Origin of the sequence: Kribbella sp. NPDC023972 (assembly GCF_040639075.1) — a bacterium.
In the GTDB taxonomy this organism is placed as follows: Bacteria; Actinomycetota; Actinomycetes; order Propionibacteriales; family Kribbellaceae; genus Kribbella.
In genome coordinates, this window is sequence record NZ_JBEZZH010000001.1 from 1,308,617 (window position 1) to 1,331,258 (window position 22,642).

Genomic DNA, 22,642 nt, shown 5'->3' on the forward strand with positions numbered 1-22,642 from the left:
TCCGATGGTGCGACCGGACCTTCAGAAAGCCTTAAAGCCGGGCCGGCACAGCCGGATAGGGGGCTGGTTCGACCTCCAGCTCGGCCATCCGCTGCACGTAGGTGCGGTACGCCCGGCGTGCCTCACCGTGCGCACCACTCGCCTGGAACGCCGACACCAGGCCGAGATGGGCACGTTCGTCGTACTGGTCCCGCTGCAGGATCCGCAGCAGGTAACCGGCCGCCGCGTCGGGGTCGCTCCGGCCCCGCTCGGCCAGGACCCGCGCCACCCGGACGTACAAGGCCCGGGCCTCCTCGCGCATCCCCGCGGCCCAGTCGGCGTACACGTCCTCCTCCAGGAAGTCCCCGCTGTACGCCGCCTCTGCCGCGCGGAGCAACCGCAGATCACTCGTGGCGAGACCCTCCCGCGCGTCGTGCAGGAAGAGTTCTACGTCCACGGCCGCCTGCTCGCCGTCCAGCCAGATGGTGGCACGGTCGGCTCCGACGAAGCAGTCCGACGGGTACTTCTTCCCGGGGTCCAGCACCGAGCGCACGGTCGACAGAGCCACGGAGAGCCTGGGTGAGGCGACCGACTCGTCCTGCTCCGGCCAGAGCAGGTCCAGCAGTTGCAAACGAGCAACCGGCCGGCAGCGACGCGCCACCAGGATCTTCAGCAAGTCACGGGCCTTCTTCGACGGCCACTCCCCCAACTGAACCGCTTTGCCGTCCCGCAGTACGCGGAAACCGCCGAGGCACTCGATCCGCACTGGAACTGGACCGGTCTCCTCACTGGCCTCCAGCGCTGCCGCCGCGTAGCGGGTCGCTCCGGCAGCCAGGAACTGCTGGTGTGCCCTGAGTGCGAGCTCGCGGCCTTCCGGGCCTTTGGTGCGCTTGGCAAGCATCAGCTCGGCCCTGGCCTCGCCCAACTGGTCACCCAGCTCACTGCGGATGTTCAACACCTCGTGCAGGACCTCAGCACCGCCTGCTGCGGCGTGCAGCTCCAAGGCGTCGGCCAGGCCGGCCCGGTCACGTCGCTTGCGGCAGAGCGCGGCTGCCTCCTCTGCGGTGGCTGCCGCCTCCGCCTGGTTGCCGGAATGCAGTGTGACCCAGCCCAGAGCGACCAAGGCACCGGAGAGCCCGAGGACAGGGCCGTAGGCAACTGCCTGGCGAGCCATGGCGGCCAGCTCGGCGGCACGCTGCGGCTCCTCGACCGCAAGCACTCGAGCCAGGCCGGCGAGCGCCGGCACCAGGGACTGCATGTCCTTGGTCTCCTCGGCGATGGGAATGGCTTCCTCGAAGCAGGCTCTGGCCATCGCACGGTCACCACGCTCGCGGTAGACCTCGCCGAGGACTGACAGCGGCTGCGCGACACGCTTTGAATCCAGCTTCTGGTAGAGCGCCCGTGACGCCTCCAGCTCACCGATGGCCTCGTCCAACCGGCCCAGCCTGAGCAGGGCCTCGCCACGGTTGTTCAGTGCCAGTGCGCGGAACACTGCGAAGCCTGCGCGGTCCGCAAGCTCCAAGGCGAGGTCCAGCTCCTTCAGTCCGTGCTCGTAGTCGCCTTCGGCGATGTGGTGCGAGGAACGGTTCACCCGGATCCGGATCGACTGCAGCAGGTCGCCGGCCCGCTCCGCATGCTCGAGCGCCCGAACGTAGTTGGTGTAGTTCCCTTGGGGGTCGCTGTCGACCGCGGCCAGCATGGCGAGCACCGTGTGAGCGATGGCCAATGCCCCGTCGTCACCAGAGACCTTTGCTGCCTTGTACGCGGCCTTGACCAGCGCACGGCACTCCTCGAACTCGCCGCGCAACCAATGCGCGCCCGCCCACCACGCCTGCAACAGTGCCTCGTCTGTCGGCGACTGTCCGTCGATGCGACCGCGCTGGTACGTCGCTATCGCCACGTCCGTCTGGCCACGCAGGTGGTAGATGAGTCCGAGCCGCCAGGCGATCGCGACCGGGATCTCGCCCTCGGGCTCGATGATCCGGTCGAAGCACTCCATCGCGCCCTGCCAGTCGCCGAGCACCTGCCGAGCCTCGCCTTCCAGCTGTTCCAAGGCGGCATCACGGTGCTGAGCGGGCAGCGCGGCGACGGCAGCGACCACGATCTCCGCCAGACCCCCGCTGACCATCGCATGACCACGCTCGGCCAGCATCCGAGCGGCTGCGGCCGGGTCTACGGCTTGGTAGCAGGCCAGCGCATCCCGGTGCTCACCGATCGACTCGAACCACTTGCCTGCCGCCAGGGAGAGCTCAGCCGTCTCCTGCTCGTCCACGGCCAGCCTGTCCCTGGCGAAGTCCCTCACCAACGGGTTGAGCTCGTAGCCATCCGCTTCACCCGCGGACACGAGTAGTCCCCTGGTGCGCAGGTGCTGGAGGGTCTCCGCGCTGTCCGTCAGTCCGATTGCCTTGCACAGCTCGGATCCGAACCGGGGTAGTACGGCCACGCCGGCGACCAAGCGCCGTACCGCTAGGGGCTCGGCTGCGAAGACCTCCTCGGCCAGGTAGTCGTACAGCGGCCCGTCCGACCGGAGGGCCCGGCGCAGCCGGCTGCCGCGGTCCTCCGGCGGCGCTGTCCGGAGCGCCTCCACGGCAAGGCGTACGGCGGCCGGCCAGCCTTGTACTGCGGTCTGCAGCGCCTCGGCCAGGTCGTCAGTGCCTTCACCGAGCACCTTCTGCAGTACGGCGAGGGTCTCGGGCACTGTGAACGCGAGATCGGTGGCATCGATCTCCAGGACCTGACCACGGCCGCGGAGACGGTCGATGCCGAAAGGCATCTGGGTGCGGGAGGCAACGACAAGGTGGAGGTTCGACGGGGCGGTGCGGACCAGGCCCTCGATCAGCCTGGTGGCGGGCGCGAGACGATCGATCTCGTGCAGGTCGTCCAGGACCAGGACCAGGTCGGCGCTGAGGTTCTGCTCCAAGGCGTCGGCGAGCAGAGCGGCGTACGCGAGGGCCCGGGTCTCCTGCTCGGCGTCGGCATCCGGGCCGCGGGGACTCTGCAACTCGGCCGGGATCGCTTCGAGAGCGGGCACCTGGCGCCGCAGAGCCTCGACCAGGCCGGACACCATGGCGGCCAGCGAGGCGTCCTCGGCCCGGACCGTGTGCCAGGCGCACCGACGTCCGGCAGCCCACGAACTCAGCAGCGTCGACTTCCCGAACCCGGCATCCGCCACCACGGTCAACAGCCGCCGCTGCGCTCCTTCGTCCAGCAACGCCGCCAACCGGGGGCGCGCCACCGTTCCCGCCACGGACTCCACCGGCATGCCCACCTCCTCCCCAGACCCGACCAGGACAGCACCCCTCGTCACCACCCCGCAACCGTGCTACTGCGGATCTCCTGGTTGAACGTCAAAATGTTGTTGTCCGGTTGGCCGGGCGAACCCGTTTGCCGGAACGGCAAAGAGAGGTGGGATCCGAGGAGGATTCGGCCCAGACTGACCCCATGGTGGAGATCGAATGGGGCGAATGGGCCGGGCACCTGCGGGAGTCGGCGGCGAACGAGGCCGACTGGAACGCGGCAATCGCGGCCGGCCTGGTACGAGACAGTGACAAAGTGGCCGTCGACGTCGGCTGCGGAGGCGGCGGAATGGCGAAAGCACTGGCCGCAGCCATGCCCGCCGGTACGACGGTGGTCGCGATCGATGCGGATCCCGACGTACTGGAACAAGCACGCGAGCACACAGCCGGCGCGGTCCGCTGTGAACTGGCCTCGATGGATGACGGACCGGAACCGTTGCGCAAGGCAATCGACGCTCCAGCGGACCTGATCTGGGCGTCGGCCTCGGTACACCACGCGGCAGACCAGCAGGCAGCCGTCGACGCGCTGGCATCACTGCTCGCCCCCGGTGGACGGTTGGCCCTCGCGGAAGGCGGCCTGCCGTCGCGAAGCCTGCCGTGGGATCTGGGTATCGGAGAGCCGGGCTTGGAGCTCCGGCTGGACCTGGCTCAGGACCGCTGGTTCGCTGCGATGCGAGACTCCCTGCCAGGCACGGTGCCGATGCCATATGGCTGGACCGACGCGCTGACCCGGGCCGGCCTGACCGACGTCAGCACCCGCAGCGTCCTGACCGAGTCCTCAGCCCCACTGTCGCCGGACCAACGCGACCGGGTGATTGCCCAGTTCCAGCACCGGGTGGAGCGCCTGAATCCGAACGCCGCCCCCACAAACGGGCCCGAGCACGGCCACGGCCACGGCCATGTGGTGAGCGACGAGACCGAATGGCTGAGTCCGGACGACCTGGCCGTCTGGGAGCAACTCCTGACCCCGGACAGCCCTCACTACCTAGGCCGCCGTACAGACCTGGCCGTCCTGGCGGTCCGCAGCATCCACATCGGCCACGCACCCCGCTGAGCCTGCTGTCACGACGTACGGTGTGGTGTGGTGGAGAGGAACGCCACGCCGGGTTGAGGGCCGGTGAGCGCGACGGTGTCGGCGGGTCGCCGTAAGGTGGGTGCCCATGAACGACCGGCTGGTGTGGATCGACTGCGAGATGACCGGCCTCGACCTGGCGGCGGACGCCCTGATCGAGGTCGCGGTTCTCGTCACCGACTACGAACTGAACGTGCTCGGTGACGGAATCGACCTGGTGATCGCGCCACCCCCGGCCGCGCTGGAGCAGATGGGCGACTTCGTCCGCGACATGCACACCGCCTCCGGCCTGCTCGACGAGCTGGCCAACGGGATCCCGCTCGCCGACGCCGAGCAGCAGGTGCTCGACTTCATCTCCGGGTACGTCAAGGAGCCGCGCAAGGCTGCCCTGGCCGGCAACTCCGTCGGCACCGACCGGACGTTCCTGGTCCGCGACATGCCGCGGGTCGAGGCGCACCTGCACTACCGCAACGTCGACGTCAGCTCGATCAAAGAGCTGGTACGGCGGTGGTACCCGCGGGTGTACTACGCGACGCCGGCCAAGACCGGAAACCACCGGGCGCTGGCCGACATCACCGAGAGCATCGCCGAGCTCAGGTACTACCGCCGGACCGTCTTCGTCCCCCAGCCCGGCCCCGACTCCGACACCGCGCGTGCGGCCGCGAGCCTGGTCACCGACGCGCCCAACGGGCCGGTCCCCGACCCGATTTCTGGTAATCGGCCATCGTCGCTATGATTGCTCAGCCGTCGCAGTGAGACGGCGATGGTGGGTGTAGCTCAGCTGGTAGAGCACCTGGTTGTGGTCCAGGTGGTCGCGGGTTCGAGTCCCGTCACTCACCCGAAGGCGAGGGCGACCCATGTCCGCGGAGAGCGCGGACCGGGTCGCCTTCGGCATGTTGTGCGGCTTCGCTTCGCTCGCCGCGGGCGGGGGCTTCGCCACCCGCACCCCCTGCGCCTTCGCTGCGCTCGGCGGCTGTGGCTGGGGTCGCCTTTCGTCTTTCGCCTTCGCTGCGCTCGGCGGCTGTGGCTGACGTCGCCTGTCGGCGTGCGCCTTCGCTGCGCTCGGCGGCTGTGGCTGACGTCGCCTTTCGGCGTACGCCTTCGCTGCGCTCGGCGGCTGTGGCTGACGTCGCTGTCGGCGTAGCCTTCGCTGCGCTCGGCGGGGGTGGCTGAGGTCGCTGTCGGCGCGGGGGCTGGCCCGCGGGTTCGTGCGGAGGTGGGGTGAGGGGCTGGCAGGATGGGGTGGGTGAAGGGGTCTGGGAGTTTGTGGTTGGGGTATGGCGTCGTGGTGGTTGTGACGCTTGTGGTGGGGTTTTTGGCGTTTGCGGTGTGGGTGTTGGCGAAGGTGTTCTGAGCGGGGTGTGACTTGGCGGCTGGGTTGGTGCGTCTTGGGGGTAGGAGCGTCGACCGAAGGGCTGCGATGAGGGTTGCTACGGAGGATTTCGAGGAGTTCGCGCGGGCGCGGATACCGCAGTTGTACCGGACTGCCTGGCTGCTGACGGGTGATCGGCATCACGCCGAGGACCTGGTCCAGGACACGCTCGCGAACATGCTCAGGACGTGGCATCGGATCGACAACCCGACCGCGTACGCGCGGGCCGCGCTGGCCCGGACGTTCATCTCCCAGCGCCGCCGGAGAAGTTGGTCCGAGCGGCCCATGGCGGAGCTGCCGGAGCGGGCCGAGCGTACCGGTGACCCTGAGCTGCGGCTGTCACTGCAGAGCGCTCTGGCCGAGCTGGCCCCGCTGGACCGGGCCGTGCTGGTGCTGCGGTTCTTCGAAGATCGCAGCGTCGAGCAGGTCGCGCTCGATCTCGGCAAGAACGCCAGCGCGATCACCACCCGGACGTCCCGCGCCCTCGACCGGCTTCGTGCGGTCCTCGGCGACGGCGCCGCCCAGCTGATCGCCCACTGACCTCACCGGGAGAACTGATGACCAACGTGAACGACACCCTGCCCGAACTGATGCATCGGGCCACCGAGAACCTCGAGCCGGTCTCCACCGACCTCCTCGAACGCACCGTCCAGCAGGGCCTCCGCCTGCGCCGCCGCCGTATGACGCTCCTCACCGCCACCGGAGCAGGCGCCGTACTGGCAACAGCAGGTCTGGTAGTCGGTGCGACGCAGCTAGTCGGCAGCCCGTCCGACACAGCAGTCGCAGGTACGACGCCAACACCGTCAGCCAAGCCGAATACCCCCACCGCGCAGGCGGTGACGGCGAAGGACGCGCTGGCCACACTCAAGACGCTTGTGCGGGCACCAGGTCTCACACTGTCAAAGCCACAAACGTGGGGCGACAAGAGTGCGTTCGGAGCGGCGTATGTCGTTGACGACGGCAACGGAGCGTCTCGCGTCGAGGTGCTGCTCACCGGCGGCGGCGAGGAGAACCGCTGTGCCGCCGCAAACGCCGGCTGCACGACCCTCCCGGACGGCTCGACACTGTTCAGCCTGACCGACCAGCCGGAGTACTCAGGCAATCGCAACGTGCACGGTGTACTGAGCAACCATGTCGAACGCTACCTGCCCGACGGCCGCTTCATCAGCGTGACCAGCTACAACGCCCCGGCCGAGAAGGGCTCGCAACACACCCGCACCAAGCCCCTCTACACCGTCGCCCAACTGACGACGCTGGCCCAGAGCAAGTCCTGGCCCTTGCCCCCGAAGAGCACCGTGCTGAAGCCCACCAAGGGCGCCACCGACAAGACCAAGCCCAGCACCCCCAGGTAGAACCCGCTGAGGCCCGGCCGCACCATAGCCGGGCCTCAGCGCTAGGTGGGTGGGCGGATGATGCGTTGTTCGATGGCCCGGGCTACAGCGGCGGCTCGGGTGTCGACTTCGAGCTTGGTGTAGATGTGGGAGAGGTGGGACTTGATCGTCGCCTCGCTGACGAAGAGGCGTTTGGCGAGTTCGCGGTTCGACTGGCCGGTGGCGAGCAGGCCGAGGATCTCGACCTCGCGGTCGGTGAGGAGTGGGCCGCTCCGCCGCACCAAGCGAGCAGCCACAGCCGGTGCCAGGACCACCTCGCCGCGTGCGGTGCCGCGGATGGCACGGAACAGGTCCTCCGGCGGCGCGTCCTTCAGGAGGTAGCCGGACGCCCCCGCGTCGATCGCACTCAGGATGTCCGCCTCGGTGTCGTACGTCGTGAGCACGAGAACCTGCGGCGGCTCCGGCAGCGCACGCAACCGGGCAGTGACCTCAGCACCACCAGGCCCGCTACCGAGATTCAGATCCATCAGTACGACGTCCGGCCGGACGGCTGCGACCAGAGCGAAGCCACTGTCCGCGTCGGACGCCTCACCGACCACAGTCAGGTCGTCCTGGCCGTCCACGAGTGCACGCATCCCGGCACGAACCACAGGGTGGTCGTCGACCAGCGCTACCCGGATCACGACTCCTCCAGCGGTATCGAGGCTGCAAGCGCCGTACCTTCACCAGGCTCGCTCTCCAACACCAGAGTGCCGCCGAGTGCCTGCAACCGATCGCGGATGCCGGCGAGACCGCGTCCACGGTCAGGGTCAGTGGTGCCAGCGACTAAGCCACGGCCGTCATCACGGACGTCGAGTACGACGGCATCCGGCTGGTAGGTCAGTGTCACCACAGCCGTGTGTGCGGCAGCGTGCTCGATCACATTCGCCAGTGCACCACGCGCCGTACGCAGCAGTGCGGTCTCCACCTCCGGCCCGAGTGCCACCGGCGTACCGTGCACCTGGACCTGCACATCGACCTCACTGTGCTCGGCCATTCGCTCACAGGTCTGCCGCAAGACATCTGGCAACGAACCGCTCACGAGGTCCGCGGGCGCTAGGTCGCGGACCACCCGTCGTACCTCGTCCAGGCCGTCGCGAGCAGTGGCCGCAGCCTGGGCCGCGTGCTCGCGGGCAGCACCCGGCCGGTCGTCCCACTCGCGTTCAGCCGCCTGCAACAGCAGATTGATGCTGGACAGGCCCTGAGCGACGCTGTCGTGGATTTCCCGGGACAGCCGCGCCCGCTCGGCCAGTACGCCGGCCTGGTGCTGCGCGTCGGCCAGATCACCCTGTGCCGCGTGCAGGTCGTCCAGCAACGCCTGCCGCGCCAGCGCATCCCGCTCCAAGGCCCTGTACGCGCTGACTGCGAGTACAGCGACGCACACCGGCCCAAACACGATCGTCGGGTCCAGCCGGTCGGTCATCCGCGTCCACGTGACCACTGTGGTCACAACCATGCCTGCCACCACCACACAGGCCGGCCAGAACGGCTGCACCCGCAGTGCAACGAACGACAGCGGTACGGCGCACCACGCGAACGAAGGCGCCAGCAGTACCAGCCCGAACCACACTGCTACCAGCAAAGCCAGCCACAGCCGCCCGGGCACCACTCGGTACGCCGCGTACGTGGCCAAGAGCACACTGGCCCCGGCCAGCACCCACGGAGCCCGGTCCCCGAAGCCGTGGCCTGACAGGTAACGCACCGCAGACGCCAGCACCAGCACGACGAACGCAGCGTGCAGGGCAGTCGCCAGCCCGTTGGCGCGGCCGAGCACCCCAGCCGCCCAAGCGGGTGCAGTCAGTGAAGAGGTCATGTCGAGCCGATGGTAGGCCCGGAAGCCCCGGGACCGAATCATCCGTTCGGCTATCCGTTCGTCCCCGAATGCCCGTCGTACCCGCGCCGCCGACGGAGCAGGCTGGACACATCCACCACGACCTGAAGCGAGGTAAGCATGTCCGTCCGCTCCCTTTCCGCGGCCCTGGCAGCGTCCGCCGCACTGTCCGCTGCACTGCTCGGCGTCGGCGTATCCGCCGCGTCGGCCCGCCCCGCCAGCTACGAGCTGCCCGGTGACGTCGGCGGGTCGAAGTTCGAGGGCATCGGGTACGACGTACGCATGCAGCGGTTCTACGTGTCGGAGACCACCGGTGGCGAGATCCACCGTGGTCAGCTCGGCGCCGCGGCCGCGACGGAGTGGTTGCAAGGCGACGGCACCGACGGCCGCTGGACCGCACGCGGCGTCACCGTCGACTCACAAGGACGGGTGTACGTCGCCGGCGGCCCGAACGGCATCGACCACCCGGGAGCACCCGACCTGTGGGTGTACGACCAGTCCGGTCGGTTGCTGGCGGCCCTGCGCACCGGAGTACCGAACGCGTTCCTGAACGACGTCGTGATCGGTCCTGACGGCGCGGCGTACTTCACCAACTCCAATGCCCCGCAGGTGTTCCGCGTGGCCGAGCAGCACGGCCGTTGGACCGTCCGGACCTGGGTGGACGCCAGCGCGGCGATTCCGACCCAGACCGGGTTCAACCTCGGCGGCATCGTGCTGTCGCCGGACCGCCGGGCCCTGATCGTCGCCCAGGGCAACGTCGGCAAGCTGTGGCGATTCGACCTGCGGACCGCCAACGTCTCGCCGGTCGACACCGGTACGGCGGACCTGGTCAACGCGGACGGTCTGGTGCGGGACGGTGACCGGCTGTGGGTCGTCCGGAACTTCTCCCGAGTGTTGAGCACCCTGCGGTTGTCGTACGACGGCCGGACGGCGACTCTGGTCTCAGCCACGCCGACTGACCCGACCCGGGTGTTCACGACTGCCAAGCTGGCCCAGGGCCGCCTGCTACTTGTTGACGGCAAGTTCGACGAGCCGGTCGCGGCACCGCCGTACCAGGTCGTCGCCCTGACCCCGCAACGCTGATGAGCAGAGTCATCGCCATGGCTGCCGTCATTCTTGTGGCCGCAGCCTGCTCCACCCCCGCCGAGGCCCCACCGACCCCGAGGACGTCCACAGTGCAGCAAGCCGAATCGCTTGACCAGCAACTGATCGCCGCTGCGTGGAAGAACGACGTACCCGCCGCTCGTCGCCTGATCGCGGCAGGCGCTGACGTGAACGCGGTCGACGACACCGTGCAGAGCGCGTTCCTGATCGCCGCGAGCGAGGGCTACCTGGACCTCCTCAACCTGACCCTGCAGCACGGCGCCGACGTACGCAGTCTGGACAGCTACCGCGGTACGGCGCTCATCCGCGCAGCCGAACGCGGCCACGCCTCAGTGGTCGGCCGCCTGCTCCGCGCCCGTGTGACGGTCGACCACGTGAATCGCCTCGGCTGGACCGCCCTGCATGAGGCAGTGCTGCTCGGGGACGGCAGCCCGCGGTACGTCGATACCGTCCGCCTACTCATCGCCGCCGGAGCCAACCGCAACCTGCCCGCCGAGCGCGACGGCACGACCCCAGTGCAGGCTGCACGCGGCCAGGTTGCCGAAGTACTCAGCTCCAAGCCCCCGCCGCGCGACGAGGCCCCCACTGCCTTGCTCGCGGCAGCCGAAGCCGGCGACGCCAACCGTGCCGCGGCCGCGCTCGCCGCCGGCGCACCACTCGAGTCCCGGGACGAGCATCGCCGTACGGCACTCCTGCTCGCCTCCCTGAACGACCACGTCGACGTGGCCCGCCTGCTGGTCGCGCTCGGAGCGGACCCCGACGCCCAGGACGACCGCCAGGACTCCGCCTGGCTGGTCACCGGGGTCACCGGCAGCGTTGCCATGCTCGAAACCCTGCTACCGGCCAACCCGGACCTCAGCCTCCGCAACCGGTACGGCGGCATCTCCGTCATCCCCGCCAGCGAACGCGGTCACGTCGACTACGTTCGCCGGGTCGTTCAGACCCCCATCAACGTCAACCATGTCAACAATCTCGGCTGGACCGCGTTGCTGGAGGCCATCATTCTCGGCAAGGGCACGGAGCCCTGGCAGCAAATCGTCACCATCCTGCTCGCGGCCGGCGCCAAACCCTCCCTCGCCGACGCCGACGGCGTCACACCGCTCCAACACGCCACCAACCGCGGCTACGACGAGATCGCCACCACCCTCCGCAGGGCCGGCGCCCGCTAGGCCCAGATCGCGGCCGGCGGCCCGTCACCGAACACCTCGGGAGGTTCGGGGTAGGCGACAGCACGCCCCTCCGCATAGCGCCCGGCCGTCCAGGCCGCCGCGGCCGCATCGAGTACGTCGTCAACGGCCGCGAACTGCCCCGCGACCCCGATATCGGCCGGCACCTGCAAACCAGCGCCGGCCAGCAGTTGCCGACGTTCCTCCGCGCCGGCCCAGGTCGACTTCGGATGCGTCAACGGGCGCCCCGCCATGGTCGCGAAACAAACCTCCGGATGCACCTCGATCACCGCACACCCCGCAGTCGGCGCCCACGCATCGACTTCCAGAATCTTCCGCGCCAGTGCATACGCCTGCTGGCTGACCCCCTTCCCGGTCGCGCGCAGATTCACCGCCGACGCCTCGGCATGCGTTGCCGCCGACAACGCAGCCCTGACCGGGGTCGCGAACACCGACGAGGCCCGCTTCCCCACCAGCCCCCGCGCCAACACATCAGCGCGCCGCGGCCCGGTCGACGATAGCCCGATCGGAATGTCGACCCCCACCACGGCCAGCGCCCCATCCACCTCCGCCGCCGCCACCAACTCCCCGATCGTCACCCCGAAGTACCCCTTGAGGTCGCCGGCGATCCCCACCCACCCCTTCTTGCAGGCGTCAACACCCATCACCCGTCTCGTCATGGTGCAACGGTTTCACGCCTGCATGGCACGATGGCGAGGTGCGGGTGTTCTCCGGGGCGGTTGACGACGCGGCGGTGGAGTTGGCTGTTGGGCATGCGTTGGTACGGCGGGTGTCGGACGGGGAGCTGACGGAGGCGCTGCGGGTCTACCGGCCGACGCGGCCGGTGGTTGTCTTCGGGCGGCGGGACACGCGGCTGAAGGGGTTTCCGGCGGCGGTCGGGGCGGCTCGGGCGGCCGGGTTCGAGCCGCTGGTGCGAGCGGTGGGTGGGCGGCCGGTCGCGTATACGACCGAGGCGCTGGTGGTCGACCACGTCAAGCACGAGAAGCTGGCGCCGGAGGGCATGGAGACCCGGTTCAAGGAGTTCGGATTGATGTACGCCGACGTGCTGCAAGCGCTCGGGATCGACGCGCGAGTGGGTGCGGTGCCTGGCGAGTACTGTCCGGGCGCTCAGAGCGTCAACGCACGTGGCGTGGTGAAGCTCGTCGGCACGGGGCAGCGCGTCGTACGCAACGGCTGGCTGTTCAGCGCGCTGGTCGTGGTGGGTGACGACGCGCGGCTCCGGCCCCTGTTGTCCGATGTCTACCGCCACCTGGAGCTGCCGTTCGACCCGGCGTCGGTCGGTTCGCTGTCGACGGAGGTCCCTGGTCTGATGGTCGACAACGTCGAGCGTCAGCTCCTCAACGCGTACGGCGCGACGAGCTCGAAACCACTGGACGACGGAACACTCGAGCTGGCCGTATCACTCGCGGCCGATCATCGAGTCGGCCCATGATCAAAGAGATCGCCGAGGGAGTTCGGGCCGGTCGGCTGGATCCCGTCGTACTGGTCGAGCAGGCGCTCCAGCGCGCCGAGGACTCCAAGCAGCTGAACGCCGTCGTGCACCTCGACGCGGACGGAGCTCGCCAGGCGGCTGCCGACCACTCACGGACGGGCACACTCGCCGGCGTACCCGTTCTGGTGAAGGAGATCATCGAGGTCGAGGGCCTGCCGTACCGCTGTGGATCCGCCGCGATGAACGAGACCGGCCGACGGGACGCCGAGGTGGTCGCGCGACTCCGCGCGGTCGGCGCGATCGTCATCGGCTTGAGCCACACCCACGAGTTCGCCTACGGCTGCACCGGTACGTCGAATCGAGTCGGTCCGTGCCGCAATCCACATGATCCCACCCGGATGACCGGCGGCTCGAGCTCGGGCGCCGCAGCAGCGGTGGCGGCCGGCATCGTGCCACTCGCGATCGGCACGGACACCGCCGGCTCGGTCCGCATCCCGGCCGCGCTCTGTGGAGTGGTCGGCTTCAAACCCGCCTACGGCACCTTGCCTGTCGACGGGGTCTTCCCGCTCGCCCAGAGCCTCGACCACGTCGGCGTACTCACGACCACGGTCGCTGACGCGGCGTACGCGATCACCGCCCTCACCGGCACTCACCAACCCAGTCACCACGCACCCACCCGGCTAGGTGTGGTCGTGAACGAGGAGTACGTCGACTACACCCCCGAAATCGGCGCCGCCTGGACCACCGCGATCAGCCGATTGCCGACAATCGACGTACGCCTCCCGGACTGGGCCGAAAGCTTCCACACCGCCGCCGACCTCCAAGGCCCCGAAGCCGCGGCCAACCACGCCGGCCGGGAGATCGACCGCTACCAACCCGACGTCCAGGAACGCCTCCGCGAGGCCGCCGCCGTCCCCGCCAGCCGGTACGACGCCGCGCGTGCCAAGGCAGCCGAGATCACTGCCGCCATGACCAAGCTCCTCGACCAGGTCGACGCCGTGCTCACCCCGACAGTCCTCACCACCGCCCCACCGATCGATGCCGTCGACACCAAGGCCGGCTCCCTCACCGTACGCGCGCAACTACTGAAGAACACCCGCCTGGCCAACCTGACCAGGCACCCCGCGATCACCATCCCGCTGCCGGCCACCGGCCTCCCGATCGGCCTGCAAGTGATTGCCAAGGACAACAGTCAGGCCCTCGCCACGGCCCACTTGATCTCAAAGCAACTTGAAGTCTGAGGATGATCGCGTGGACATGGCCTACGGCTGACCTCCCGGCAGCCGCGTCAGGCAGCGGGACGGTAGGTCGAACCAGCGCAGATGGTCGAAGTCCGCGTTCACGTGACCTTCGTGGTCCGGACTGTCCTGGCAAGTCGAGAGAAGTTCGCGAGCCTCGGCCAGATAGACCTCGAGGGCTGATTCCGGGGCCGTGTGCTCGTGGTGTGGATAGCGGAGGGTGCCGTCGGCGTCGTACCCGACCTGGGACAGGCGCAGCGGCGGCTCGACCGGGCCGCGGTGGTGGCGCCACAGGCCCTTGGCGGGATCGAAGCGGTAGTCACCGAGCAGCCGCCACCCGTCGCGGGCGACCAGCTTCACCGCCTCCACGACGTACGTGAAAACGGCTTCCGAGATGAAGTAGTTGAAGTTGACCCGCACCCAGCCGGGCTTGATCCCCTCGCACCCGTGCATGATCTCGACGGCGAACTCGTGCGACCGCTCCAGATCGATCCCGAGCAGCGCGTGCCCGTACGGACCCGCGCACGAGCACCCGCCGCGCGACTGGATGCCGAACAGGTCGTTCAGCAGCGCGACGACGAAGTTGTGGTGCAGGTACCGCCCGGAGGGTGCCTTCACCACGAACGACACGATCGACAACCGGTCGGCGTCGAGGTTGCCGAGGATCTGGATGTTCGGCTCCTGCCGCCATGCCGCGACCGCACGCCGCAGGTACGCGTCCTCGTGCGCGCGGATCACGTCGATCCCGACCGCCTGTTTGAGCTGGAACGCCAGCCCGGCCCGGATCGACCCGATGATCGCCGGCGTACCGCCCTCCTCCCGGTGCTCCGGATCCTCGAGGTAGCGATGCTCCAGCGGGTTCACGTACGCGACCGTGCCACCACCGGGTACGTCGGGAACCCGGTTGCGGAGCAGCTCACGACGGGCCACGAGTACGCCGGGGGTCCCCGGACCACCGATCAGTTTGTGCGGACTCAGGAAGATCGCGTCCTTGTACTCCAACGGGTCGTCGCCGTACATGTCGATCTCCACGTACGGCGCCGCGGCCGCACAGTCCCAGAACGACAAAGCGCCGTACCGATGCAGTAGCGCCGACACGCGCCGAGTGTCGCTGACGATCCCGGTGACGTTGCTGGCCGCGGAGAACGAGCCGATCTTGAGCGGACGGTCGGCGTACTCGGCCAGGCGGGACTCGAGCTGGTCGATGTCGATGTGGCCGTCGTGGTCCTGGCTGATCACGACCACGTCCGCGATCGACTCCCGCCACGGAAGCTCGTTGGAGTGGTGCTCGAACGGGCCGATGAAGACGACCGGGCGCTGGTCGGGTGGGATCTGGTCGGTGAAGTGGTAGGTGTCGTCGAGCTCGGCCGGGATCCGCAGGCCCATGATGCCGATCAGCTTGTCGATCGCGCCGGTGGCGCCGGAGCCGCAGAAAATCACCGCGGTCTCGTCGTTGCCGCCGACGCTGTCGCGGATGATCCGGCGGGCGTCCTCGCGCAGGCGGGTCGTCTGCAGGCCGGTCCCGCTGGACTCGGTGTGGGTGTTCGCGTACCGCGGCAGCACCTCCGCGCGGATGAAGTCCTCGAGGAAGGTGAGGGCGCGGCCTGACGCGGTGTAGTCGGCGTACGTCACCCGGCGGGGACCGTAGGGCCCGGGCATGACCTGGTCGTCGCCGATCACCGAGGCGCGAATCCGGCGCAGCAAGGGGGTGTCGGGCGGCATTCCGACCGTTGTGTCAACCCGCTCCCCCTGGATGGTCATGGCGTCAGGGTAGGCCGCTCGAGTGACTTTCGTCTCGTGCTGTCGCGCGCCGTTGTGGATAAGGTCGTCGCAGTCGACGGCGAGGGAGTTGGGGATGACGTTTTCCACCGAGCTGTGGGACCGCGGCGGGGCACCCGTGTACGACGAGATCGTCCGGCATCCGTTCATCACCGGGCTGACCGACGGCACGCTGGACCATGACGCGTTCCGTTACTTCATCGTTCAGGACAGTCACTATCTGCGCTCGTACTCGCGCGCGCTGACCCTGATCGCCGGCCGCGCCGTCGACGAGGACGCGGTCCGCATGTTCGCCCTGCATGCCGCCAACGCGATCGAGGTCGAGCGCTCATTGCACACCTCGCTGCTGGGCTCACTCGGCCTGACCGAGGCCGATGTCGACGCCGCGGGCTCCGGCCCGACGACGACGGCGTACATGTCCTATCTGACCGCCGTGTGCGCGACGGGCACGTATGCCGAGGCAGTGGCCGCCGTACTGCCCTGCTACTGGATCTACCGCGATGTCGGCCGGGAGTTGCTGAAGCGGTCGTCGCCGGACCCGCTCTACCGGCAGTGGATCGAGACCTACGGCTCGGAGGAGTTCGACGCGGTAGTCGAGTCGGTGCTGGCGGTGACAGACGGACTGGACGTGAGCGCGTCGGAGCGGGAGCGTTGTCATCGACACTTCAGTACGACGTGCCGCTACGAGTGGATGTTCTGGGACGCCGCGTACAACAAGCTGGATTGGCCGGTTGGGTGAAGGACTTCTACGACGTCGTGATCGTCGGTGGCGGGCACAACGGGCTCGTCGCCGCGGCCTACCTCGCCCAGTCCGGGATGTCCACGCTGGTGCTGGAGCAGCAGGCCCACACCGGTGGCGCCGCGGTCAGCGAGCAGGTGTTCCCCGGTGTGGACGCGCGCTTGTCGCGGTACTCATACCTGGTCAGCCTGCTGCCGGACAAGATCGTCGCCGACCTGGGCCTGACCTTGGAGCTCCGTTCGCGCGCGATCGCGTCGTACACACCGGTACGACGCTCTGACCGCGACCTCGGCCTGTTGGTCGAGCGGCCGGAAGGCGCGGCGACGCGGGAGTCATTCGCGGCGCTGACTGGTAGTGATGCGGAGTACTCGGCCTGGACGTCCTTCTACGACGCCGTCGGCTCCCTGGCCGCCGCTGTCGCTCCCACTCTCCTTGAACCCCTCCAACCCGCCGCCGCACTGCGCTCCCGGGTCGATGCCGGTCTTTGGGAGGAGCTGATCGAACGCCCTCTCGGCGAGACCATCGAACGACGATTCGCCGACGACACTGTCCGCGGCGTCGTCGCGACAGACGCGGTCATCGGCACCTTCGCCAGCCTGCACGACAAGTCGCTGCTGCAGAACCGGTGCTTCCTCTACCACCTGATCGGCAACGGCACCGGCGAGTGGCGAGTGCCCGTCGGCGGCATGGGCGCCGTCACCGACGCCCTGTCCGCGGCAGCGCGCCGCGCCGGCGCCGCACTGGTCACGGACGCCGCGGTGACCTCGATCGACGTCGACGGCGTCCGTGGATCGGTCACCTGGCTCGGCGGCGACGGTGAGCGGTCCGTCGACTGTTCTTACGTGTTGGCGAACGTCGCACCCGCCACGCTGGATGTGTTGCGCGGTCGGCAAGTCCAGGCCAAGCCCGAGGGATCGCAGCTGAAGCTCAACCTGCTGCTGTCCCGGCTCCCCGCGTTGAAGTCCGGTGACGACCCCCGGAAGGCCTTCGCCGGCACCTTCCACATCGACGAGGACTACAGCCAGCTGGAATCGGCCTACCAGTCAGCCGCTGCAGGCATCCTGCCGCCGACACCCCCTTCGGAGGTGTACTGCCACTCGCTGACCGACCCCTCCATCCTGTCGCCGTCGCTGGTTGCCTCCGGCTACCACACCCTGACCGTGTTCGGCGTCCACTTCCCCGCCCGGTTGTTTGCCTCTGACAACGATGCGGCCCGGGCCGAGTCCGTCCGGCGGGTCCTGGCCGGCCTGGACTCGTACCTGGCCGAGCCGCTCGAGGACTGCATCGCCCGTGACGCCGACGGCAACCTGTGCATCGAGGCCAAGACGCCGTACGACATCGAGGAATCCGTCGGCATGCCCGGCGGCCACATCTTCCACGGCGACCTCCAATGGCCCTGGGCCGCCGACCCCGCCGACGCCGGCCGCTGGGGCACCGAGACCGACGTCGCCAACCTCCTCATCTGCGGCTCCGGCGCCCGCCGCGGCGGCGCCGTCTCCGGCCTCGGCGGCCACAACGCGGCCATGACCCTGCTGACCCGATAACCGATTTCGCATCTCCCATCGACCCCTGCTACGATCCTCATCGTTCCACCGCAAGACAACACAACACAGGCGCCGCTAGCTCAATTGGCAGAGCAGCTGACTCTTAATCAGCGGGTTCGGGGTTCGAGTCCCTGGCGGCGCACAAAACTGCAGGTCAGAGGCACATTCCGCCTCAGCAAGCCCATCCCAGGTACAACTTACGGGATGGGTTTTCCCGTTAGAGATCATCGGCGATCGCCTCCAGCGCGTCAGCCGCTGCCGGGTTCTTGGCCTTGCGCCCCATGTACACGTCCTGGGTTAACGATGGCCGAGCGTGACCGAGCTGGTCCGCGATCTGCCGCGCGCTCTGGCCGGCATCGTCGAGGATCGTCGCGGTCGTCTTCCGGAATGCGTGCGATGTGATCCAGGCCATAGCGTCGGCTGCCACCGGCGTCGACGCCTCAGCCGCGATGTCGATAACCTCCGATCGGCGACCTGACGGTGTGCCGTAGGCGTCGAGGATCCTCTCGACCTCCTCGACCTCGACCCGCACCCGGCCGTTCTCCATCAGGCTGACCCGGTTCTGGGCGCACCCAATCGAAGCCGCGGCCTCCTTCTGAGTTAGGCCGGCCGACCGCGTGATGCTCATCGACGAGTACGAAATCACCGCCGAAGCCGAACAGCCGAACGCACAGTCGGACATCTAGGAGGACCAATGACAGACAGGCCAGAGTGGATGTGGCGCCACGCAACCGAACTCCGCAACCACTGGTGGTGGCGCCCAGGCTGGCAGATCGGGACACGCTTCTACGCTTTCCACCTCGCGGTCGGATGCTGCGAGGACCTGGCTAGCCTGGTCGCGCAGTACCAGGACGCGGTTCGTGACATACCCGGTTTCGACCCGATCCCCCGCGAGTGGCTTCACATAACGATGCAAGGCCTTGCGTTCGTGGATGAGATCTCGTCCGAAGACCTTGCCTCAGTGGTGAAGACAACTCGTGCAGCACTGCGCGAAGCTGAACCGTTCACCCTCGTCTTCAATCGTCCTCTCATCCGACCAGAGGCGCTCGTCCTGGTGCCGGAGGACGTGAAGCCCCTGAATAACCTTCGAGACACTGTCAGGGCAGCGATAGACAAGGCTCTAGGGCGGGGCATCATCGACCTAGGGTCCCCGGACTTCCAACCACACGTAAGCTTCGCGTACGTCAATGCCGATCAGTGGGCCGCCGATGCGCTCACAGCGCTCGAAGGCGTCGAGAGCTCACCAACACCCTTTCGTGTCGACGAGGTGCCGCTGATCGAGATGCATCGCGACAACCGGATGTACGAATGGCGGGTGGTTGAGTCCATGACGCTCCGCCAGTCAATGTACGACGATCTCAGCTACCGTCCTGCCGACGGCGCTCCTCCTCTTCCTTGAGCGCCCGGAGCGTCGCCTGCCGCCGAAGATGTCTTCGGCTCAGTGCTACGAGATCGAGCAAGCCAAGCACATTGTATGAAACCAAGGCGACCAACACGGAATAGCAAACAGTTGTTGCTGCCCTACCGAATTCCCCTTCGGTGAGCAGGGTGAAGATCGCGACTACGATCAGGAGAAGACCAGCCCAAGCGACCATGAAAAAGGGCAACTGAGCGCGAGACTCGTTGTAGTCGATCTTTCGGACGACCTCACCATAAGCGTCATCCTTAATTCGGTCAGTTATCCAACGACCAGCAACGAGGCTACCAAACGCGATCGTTCCACCTAGGCTCATCGCAGCGATGACCAGGCTGGATGAGTCCTCAAGTGGGGCATCCGACGTCGCTACGAGGATGAAGAATAATCCGCCGAATAACAGGCTTCCAATAGCGTCCCAATACAACAGCGACCGACCGGCGCGACGCCAATCACCCTTCATTTGCAGGATCTAGCTCGTGGAGATCGGCAGCAGTCTGGCCACCTGGCACAGTCTGAGTAACTTGAGCCAATACTTCATCGGGGACCTCACGATCGCCGACCGCTCTAATTCGAATCGTCCGAACCACACTCGCGACCATATCGCGAAGTTTTATCCACGTCGACTCCGAGCCATCAGCCTCGACGCCTGAGATAGATGCGCGCCCATAGTTACGCAGAACATGATTGACGGCTTGTCGAAAGAGGTCATCATCCAGGTTTATGCCTTCATCCAATGCAACTCCAGATAGTCGCATGTACTCCACTCGAATGCCCTCAATGACAGATTCAATTTTGTCATCATCGCCATAGTGTGGATTGGGCCGGTCGAGCCGGATTTTGAAGGCCGTTATCCTGCTGACCCTCCTACTCCACACTTGCCAATCTTCGGCTTGCACTGCCGCCTTTATGTTCCACAAGTATTCACTCGTAGGGTCGTTCAAAAGGGCCTCGAGAGCGCCAGTGAAAGAGGAAGTGCGCACGACCCCCGGTCGAAGCTGAAACGCGATCAGGCCATCGCCGAGCCTGACCGCGAAGGGGACGATCACGCCAGAGGGAGCGACACCCCGCACAAAATCCTGTTCATCCGGATCGAAGAAGACGGTTCGGATCTCGTTCTCATTAACGAACCCGATCCGTCCAATGATCAATGAGTCTGATTCAGAGTGGATCCGAGCTAGCGTCCATCGACGCCCATACCGCGTGACCGTTGCGCCAGGACGCCACGACCGATGAAGAGCCTCGTCCAACGGCGCCTGAAACAACCCCTCAAGTGTCGCAACAGCGAGTCCGACCTGATAGTCCCGTTCTGATGCTTCGGAATCCGTCACACGACCCCCAGATGCGTCCACAGGTTGACTAACGCCCAGTCTTGCGGAATCCCGCCGCTCTTGCGGCCCGTTGGCCGCTCGGGGTGTCGACGAACACCGCCTGACAAGTTTCTCTACGTCTTCAAGACGGCCCCTCCAGGGGCCGAATGCGCGCCGCCACCGGAGGGCGGGACGCATGCCCTCCGCTCCGCTTCGCTGCGCTCTGGGCGCGTCCCTTGGCTTGGCGCGCACGTGCCAGCAGGGTGCCGGGTCGAAGACAGCAGAACTCGCCATCAACGCTCGACACCCTGTCGGTGCACCACTCACCGGAAAGGCCGGCCACCTGCCTCGTGCCGGTTTGCCCACTTCGCCCGCCTGACCGTGGGTTCCCGCATCGCCCCGCTAGCAATCATGGAAGGGACGGTCCGGCACGGCACGCGTCAAGGGCGCCTACGGCGTCCCTGCGGGATCTCCGACCCTTGACCCGCACCGCACCGAACCTAAGATCGGCAGCTATCGGGGCGATGCGGGAGATCTGCCCGTCCGCTTGACACGTAACCGTCAGACTCGGCATGTAATGATGGCGCGTGCAGTGGAGACGATTCCTCAGTCAACCGGCGACGTGGCTCGGAATCATCGGCACAGTGTTCACTGTCTACGGGGCGATCGCCGTGACCGAACTGACCATCCGAGCCGACACCGCCCAGGACTTTCTGCGCACCGGTGTTCCTGCCGTCGCGGACCCTGTGACCTTCAATGTTGGCCTCGGGAAGGGAGCCCCGTTCCTCAGGGACGTCCAGGTCAAGTTCAAGTCCGCCGATCAGCAGAGCATCCAAACAGCGCTTTCGTGGATCGATGCAGACACACCTATCCCGCGCAACGAGGAGCGCCAGACCCCCGACCCAGGAACCCGCTACGCGCCCCCACTCAGGATCCTCTATCTTCCGGATGACCCCCATACGGCGATCGCTGAGGCCGACGCACAACGACTCGTCGACAACCGCGACAAGTACCGAGGATGGGCCGCAGCGTGCCTCGGTGTCGGTATTGCCTCGCTGGCAGCACTGGTGATTCTCCTGGTGCGACAAGACCGGGCGTCGAGACCAAACCCGCGACTCCGCTGAGCGCGACGGTTTGGTGTGCCTTACGGTCCGGGATTCAACGGGCAACTTCGGGAATCCAGCAGCAGCGACGAATGACCACAGCGCCACGAAGGCCCTTGAGATAAAGGGGTTTCGAGCGACGTGGAGCAACGTCGAGTAGATCGGCCCGATTATCAGCGGGTTCGGGGTTCGAGTCCCTGGCGGCGCACAAACACCCAGGTCACAGCGTTGGCCTGGGTTTCTTCATGTCTGGCACGGACCCTCTACATGTCCCTTTGCCGGATTCCCGCTAGACCTGAGCTCCCCTCTGGTTCTCGGCTCACTGGCCCACAGCCTCGCTGCACCTGTTCGACCTTGACCTGATTGTGACTGTGCGTCACATCACATCGGTTCGCACCGTTTTCCGTCTCCTTGATTCGCCGCCACGGTGACTTCGTCGCCGGCCTCACCGTCGCGGCAGCGTTCGGCGGATCCAACCTGCAGGTCTCCGGTCCCGCCGGCGCGATGACTGTCGTCCTGGTGCCGATCATGCACACCCACGGCGCGAGCGGAGTGCTGATCGTCGGGATGCTGGCCGGGCGGATCCTGATCGGGCCGGCCGTCGCCCGTGCGGGTCGCTACATGGCTCGCCGCGCGGCTTCCAGCCTGACCTGTCCACCTCGGGCTGAAATCGTCTACCAAATTTGGGATGCACGACGCTGGGGCGCTCGGCAGTTTGCTGTAAGGATCGCTGAAATCGTTAGAACCTCCACTTTTCCGGCGGTGTCTGCGCTCTTGCGCAGAAGTTGACTGCGACGTAGCCTGCGAAATGTTCACATGCTGTGGTCGATCACGCACAGGGAGTTATGACCTGTGGTGTGGATACTTCGCAC

At 67.3% G+C, this 22,642-nt stretch carries 21 protein-coding genes and 2 tRNA genes; 15 read left to right on the top strand and 8 right to left on the bottom strand.

Features of this window, described 5'->3' with window-relative positions; translation table 11 throughout:
- Nucleotides 1–31: 31 nt before the first annotated feature.
- On the bottom strand, nt 32–3,241 hold the full coding sequence (locus tag AB0F43_RS06100; protein WP_360471283.1) for a tetratricopeptide repeat protein: 3,210 nt from the start codon (nt 3,239–3,241) through the stop codon (nt 32–34).
- A gap of 179 nt (nt 3,242–3,420) precedes the next feature.
- Between AB0F43_RS06100 and AB0F43_RS06105 the strand changes: the two genes are divergently transcribed.
- The 5 genes from AB0F43_RS06105 to AB0F43_RS06125 all read left to right on the top strand — a co-directional run bounded on the left by AB0F43_RS06105 (nt 3,421) and on the right by AB0F43_RS06125 (nt 7,071).
- Nucleotides 3,421–4,329: a class I SAM-dependent methyltransferase gene (locus tag AB0F43_RS06105; RefSeq protein ID WP_360471286.1), complete on the top strand. Its 909-nt coding sequence runs from the start codon at nt 3,421–3,423 to the stop codon at nt 4,327–4,329.
- Nucleotides 4,330–4,435: 106 nt separating this feature from the next.
- Nucleotides 4,436–5,083 carry an oligoribonuclease gene (gene orn, locus AB0F43_RS06110; protein ID WP_360471289.1) on the top strand — a complete coding sequence of 216 codons (648 nt, stop codon included), beginning with the start codon at nt 4,436–4,438 and terminating at the stop codon, nt 5,081–5,083.
- A gap of 30 nt (nt 5,084–5,113) precedes the next feature.
- Nucleotides 5,114–5,186: transfer RNA gene (locus tag AB0F43_RS06115), tRNA-His, on the top strand.
- 581 nt (nt 5,187–5,767) lie between these two features.
- Nucleotides 5,768–6,259 (top strand): SigE family RNA polymerase sigma factor, encoded by a 492-nt coding sequence (locus tag AB0F43_RS06120; RefSeq protein ID WP_360471292.1) that lies wholly within the window; start codon nt 5,768–5,770, stop codon nt 6,257–6,259.
- 17 nt (nt 6,260–6,276) lie between these two features.
- Entirely contained in the window at nt 6,277–7,071 is a 795-nt protein-coding gene (locus tag AB0F43_RS06125) for a hypothetical protein (protein ID WP_360471295.1), read from the top strand.
- 41 nt (nt 7,072–7,112) lie between these two features.
- Here AB0F43_RS06125 and AB0F43_RS06130 read toward each other — a convergent pair whose 3' ends face one another.
- Together AB0F43_RS06130 and AB0F43_RS06135 are read right to left on the bottom strand one after the other, a co-directional pair.
- Nucleotides 7,113–7,733: a response regulator transcription factor gene (locus AB0F43_RS06130; protein ID WP_360471298.1), complete on the bottom strand. Its 621-nt coding sequence runs from the start codon at nt 7,731–7,733 to the stop codon at nt 7,113–7,115.
- Nucleotides 7,730–8,902 (bottom strand): sensor histidine kinase, encoded by a 1,173-nt coding sequence (locus AB0F43_RS06135; RefSeq protein WP_360471300.1) that lies wholly within the window; start codon nt 8,900–8,902, stop codon nt 7,730–7,732. Before AB0F43_RS06135 ends, AB0F43_RS06130 begins: the two co-directional genes overlap by 4 nt.
- Nucleotides 8,903–9,040: 138 nt before the next feature.
- Here AB0F43_RS06135 and AB0F43_RS06140 point away from each other — a divergent pair, with 138 nt between their 5' ends.
- Nucleotides 9,041–10,003, top strand: a complete 963-nt coding sequence (locus AB0F43_RS06140; protein ID WP_360471303.1) for an SMP-30/gluconolactonase/LRE family protein — start codon at nt 9,041–9,043, stop codon at nt 10,001–10,003.
- Between the two features lie 17 nt (nt 10,004–10,020).
- Nucleotides 10,021–11,193, top strand: a complete 1,173-nt coding sequence (locus tag AB0F43_RS06145) for an ankyrin repeat domain-containing protein (protein ID WP_360471306.1) — start codon at nt 10,021–10,023, stop codon at nt 11,191–11,193.
- On the opposite strand, the gene AB0F43_RS06150 is transcribed toward AB0F43_RS06145, so the two are convergent.
- Nucleotides 11,190–11,870, bottom strand: coding sequence for a DUF429 domain-containing protein (locus tag AB0F43_RS06150; protein WP_360471309.1), 681 nt, complete (start codon nt 11,868–11,870; stop codon nt 11,190–11,192). The genes AB0F43_RS06145 and AB0F43_RS06150 overlap by 4 nt on opposite strands.
- A 38-nt stretch (nt 11,871–11,908) precedes the next feature.
- On the opposite strand from AB0F43_RS06150, the gene AB0F43_RS06155 reads away from it, so the two are divergent.
- Together AB0F43_RS06155 and AB0F43_RS06160 are read left to right on the top strand one after the other, a co-directional pair.
- Nucleotides 11,909–12,643, top strand: coding sequence for a lipoate--protein ligase (locus AB0F43_RS06155; RefSeq protein WP_360471312.1), 735 nt, complete (start codon nt 11,909–11,911; stop codon nt 12,641–12,643).
- A complete protein-coding gene (locus AB0F43_RS06160) occupies nt 12,640–13,884 on the top strand; it encodes an amidase (protein ID WP_360471315.1) in 1,245 nt (414 codons plus the stop codon). The genes AB0F43_RS06155 and AB0F43_RS06160 overlap by 4 nt, the downstream gene beginning before the upstream one ends.
- A gap of 21 nt (nt 13,885–13,905) precedes the next feature.
- Here AB0F43_RS06160 and AB0F43_RS06165 read toward each other — a convergent pair whose 3' ends face one another.
- Nucleotides 13,906–15,642, bottom strand: a complete 1,737-nt coding sequence (locus AB0F43_RS06165; protein WP_360471317.1) for an aminotransferase class V-fold PLP-dependent enzyme — start codon at nt 15,640–15,642, stop codon at nt 13,906–13,908.
- A 94-nt stretch (nt 15,643–15,736) separates the two neighbouring features.
- Between AB0F43_RS06165 and tenA the strand changes: the two genes are divergently transcribed.
- The 3 genes from tenA to AB0F43_RS06180 all read left to right on the top strand — a co-directional run bounded on the left by tenA (nt 15,737) and on the right by AB0F43_RS06180 (nt 18,085).
- On the top strand, nt 15,737–16,399 hold the full coding sequence (gene tenA, locus AB0F43_RS06170; protein WP_360471320.1) for a thiaminase II: 663 nt from the start codon (nt 15,737–15,739) through the stop codon (nt 16,397–16,399).
- A complete protein-coding gene (locus AB0F43_RS06175) occupies nt 16,396–17,943 on the top strand; it encodes an NAD(P)/FAD-dependent oxidoreductase (RefSeq protein ID WP_360471323.1) in 1,548 nt (515 codons plus the stop codon). The genes tenA and AB0F43_RS06175 overlap by 4 nt, the downstream gene beginning before the upstream one ends.
- A gap of 69 nt (nt 17,944–18,012) precedes the next feature.
- Nucleotides 18,013–18,085 (top strand) — tRNA-Lys (locus AB0F43_RS06180).
- A gap of 75 nt (nt 18,086–18,160) precedes the next feature.
- Here AB0F43_RS06180 and AB0F43_RS06185 read toward each other — a convergent pair.
- Nucleotides 18,161–18,571: a helix-turn-helix domain-containing protein gene (locus AB0F43_RS06185; protein WP_360471326.1), complete on the bottom strand. Its 411-nt coding sequence runs from the start codon at nt 18,569–18,571 to the stop codon at nt 18,161–18,163.
- 66 nt (nt 18,572–18,637) lie between these two features.
- Here AB0F43_RS06185 and AB0F43_RS06190 point away from each other — a divergent pair, with 66 nt between their 5' ends.
- Nucleotides 18,638–19,342 carry a 2'-5' RNA ligase family protein gene (locus AB0F43_RS06190; protein ID WP_360471328.1) on the top strand — a complete coding sequence of 235 codons (705 nt, stop codon included), beginning with the start codon at nt 18,638–18,640 and terminating at the stop codon, nt 19,340–19,342.
- Here AB0F43_RS06190 and AB0F43_RS06195 read toward each other — a convergent pair.
- Both AB0F43_RS06195 and AB0F43_RS06200 read right to left on the bottom strand, forming a co-directional pair.
- Nucleotides 19,302–19,820 carry a hypothetical protein gene (locus AB0F43_RS06195; protein WP_360471331.1) on the bottom strand — a complete coding sequence of 173 codons (519 nt, stop codon included), beginning with the start codon at nt 19,818–19,820 and terminating at the stop codon, nt 19,302–19,304. The genes AB0F43_RS06190 and AB0F43_RS06195 overlap by 41 nt on opposite strands.
- Nucleotides 19,810–20,508: a hypothetical protein gene (locus AB0F43_RS06200; protein ID WP_360471334.1), complete on the bottom strand. Its 699-nt coding sequence runs from the start codon at nt 20,506–20,508 to the stop codon at nt 19,810–19,812. Before AB0F43_RS06200 ends, AB0F43_RS06195 begins: the two co-directional genes overlap by 11 nt.
- An 803-nt stretch (nt 20,509–21,311) precedes the next feature.
- Between AB0F43_RS06200 and AB0F43_RS06205 the strand changes: the two genes are divergently transcribed.
- On the top strand, nt 21,312–21,791 hold the full coding sequence (locus AB0F43_RS06205) for a hypothetical protein (RefSeq protein WP_360471337.1): 480 nt from the start codon (nt 21,312–21,314) through the stop codon (nt 21,789–21,791).
- Nucleotides 21,792–22,181: 390 nt separating this feature from the next.
- The gene (locus AB0F43_RS06210; RefSeq protein ID WP_360471339.1) at nt 22,182–22,559 is read left to right on the top strand and encodes a hypothetical protein; all 378 of its coding nucleotides are present in this window, start codon (nt 22,182–22,184) and stop codon (nt 22,557–22,559) included.
- The last annotated feature ends 83 nt before the right edge of the window (nt 22,560–22,642 follow it).

Bases quoted from the DNA above. Each gene is read 5' to 3' on its own strand.
- AB0F43_RS06100 (WP_360471283.1), bottom strand. From the start codon at position 3,241: ATGCCGGTGGAGTCCGTGGCGGGAACGGTGGCGCGCCCCCGGTTGGCG.
- AB0F43_RS06105 (WP_360471286.1), top strand. From the start codon at position 3,421: ATGGTGGAGATCGAATGGGGCGAATGGGCCGGGCACCTGCGGGAGTCG.
- orn (WP_360471289.1), top strand. From the start codon at position 4,436: ATGAACGACCGGCTGGTGTGGATCGACTGCGAGATGACCGGCCTCGAC.
- AB0F43_RS06120 (WP_360471292.1), top strand. From the start codon at position 5,768: ATGAGGGTTGCTACGGAGGATTTCGAGGAGTTCGCGCGGGCGCGGATA.
- AB0F43_RS06125 (WP_360471295.1), top strand. From the start codon at position 6,277: ATGACCAACGTGAACGACACCCTGCCCGAACTGATGCATCGGGCCACC.
- AB0F43_RS06135 (WP_360471300.1), bottom strand. From the start codon at position 8,902: ATGACCTCTTCACTGACTGCACCCGCTTGGGCGGCTGGGGTGCTCGGC.
- AB0F43_RS06140 (WP_360471303.1), top strand. From the start codon at position 9,041: ATGTCCGTCCGCTCCCTTTCCGCGGCCCTGGCAGCGTCCGCCGCACTG.
- AB0F43_RS06145 (WP_360471306.1), top strand. From the start codon at position 10,021: ATGGCTGCCGTCATTCTTGTGGCCGCAGCCTGCTCCACCCCCGCCGAG.
- AB0F43_RS06150 (WP_360471309.1), bottom strand. From the start codon at position 11,870: ATGACGAGACGGGTGATGGGTGTTGACGCCTGCAAGAAGGGGTGGGTG.
- AB0F43_RS06160 (WP_360471315.1), top strand. From the start codon at position 12,640: ATGATCAAAGAGATCGCCGAGGGAGTTCGGGCCGGTCGGCTGGATCCC.
- AB0F43_RS06165 (WP_360471317.1), bottom strand. From the start codon at position 15,642: ATGACCATCCAGGGGGAGCGGGTTGACACAACGGTCGGAATGCCGCCC.
- tenA (WP_360471320.1), top strand. From the start codon at position 15,737: ATGACGTTTTCCACCGAGCTGTGGGACCGCGGCGGGGCACCCGTGTAC.
- AB0F43_RS06185 (WP_360471326.1), bottom strand. From the start codon at position 18,571: ATGAGCATCACGCGGTCGGCCGGCCTAACTCAGAAGGAGGCCGCGGCT.
- AB0F43_RS06190 (WP_360471328.1), top strand. From the start codon at position 18,638: ATGACAGACAGGCCAGAGTGGATGTGGCGCCACGCAACCGAACTCCGC.
- AB0F43_RS06195 (WP_360471331.1), bottom strand. From the start codon at position 19,820: ATGAAGGGTGATTGGCGTCGCGCCGGTCGGTCGCTGTTGTATTGGGAC.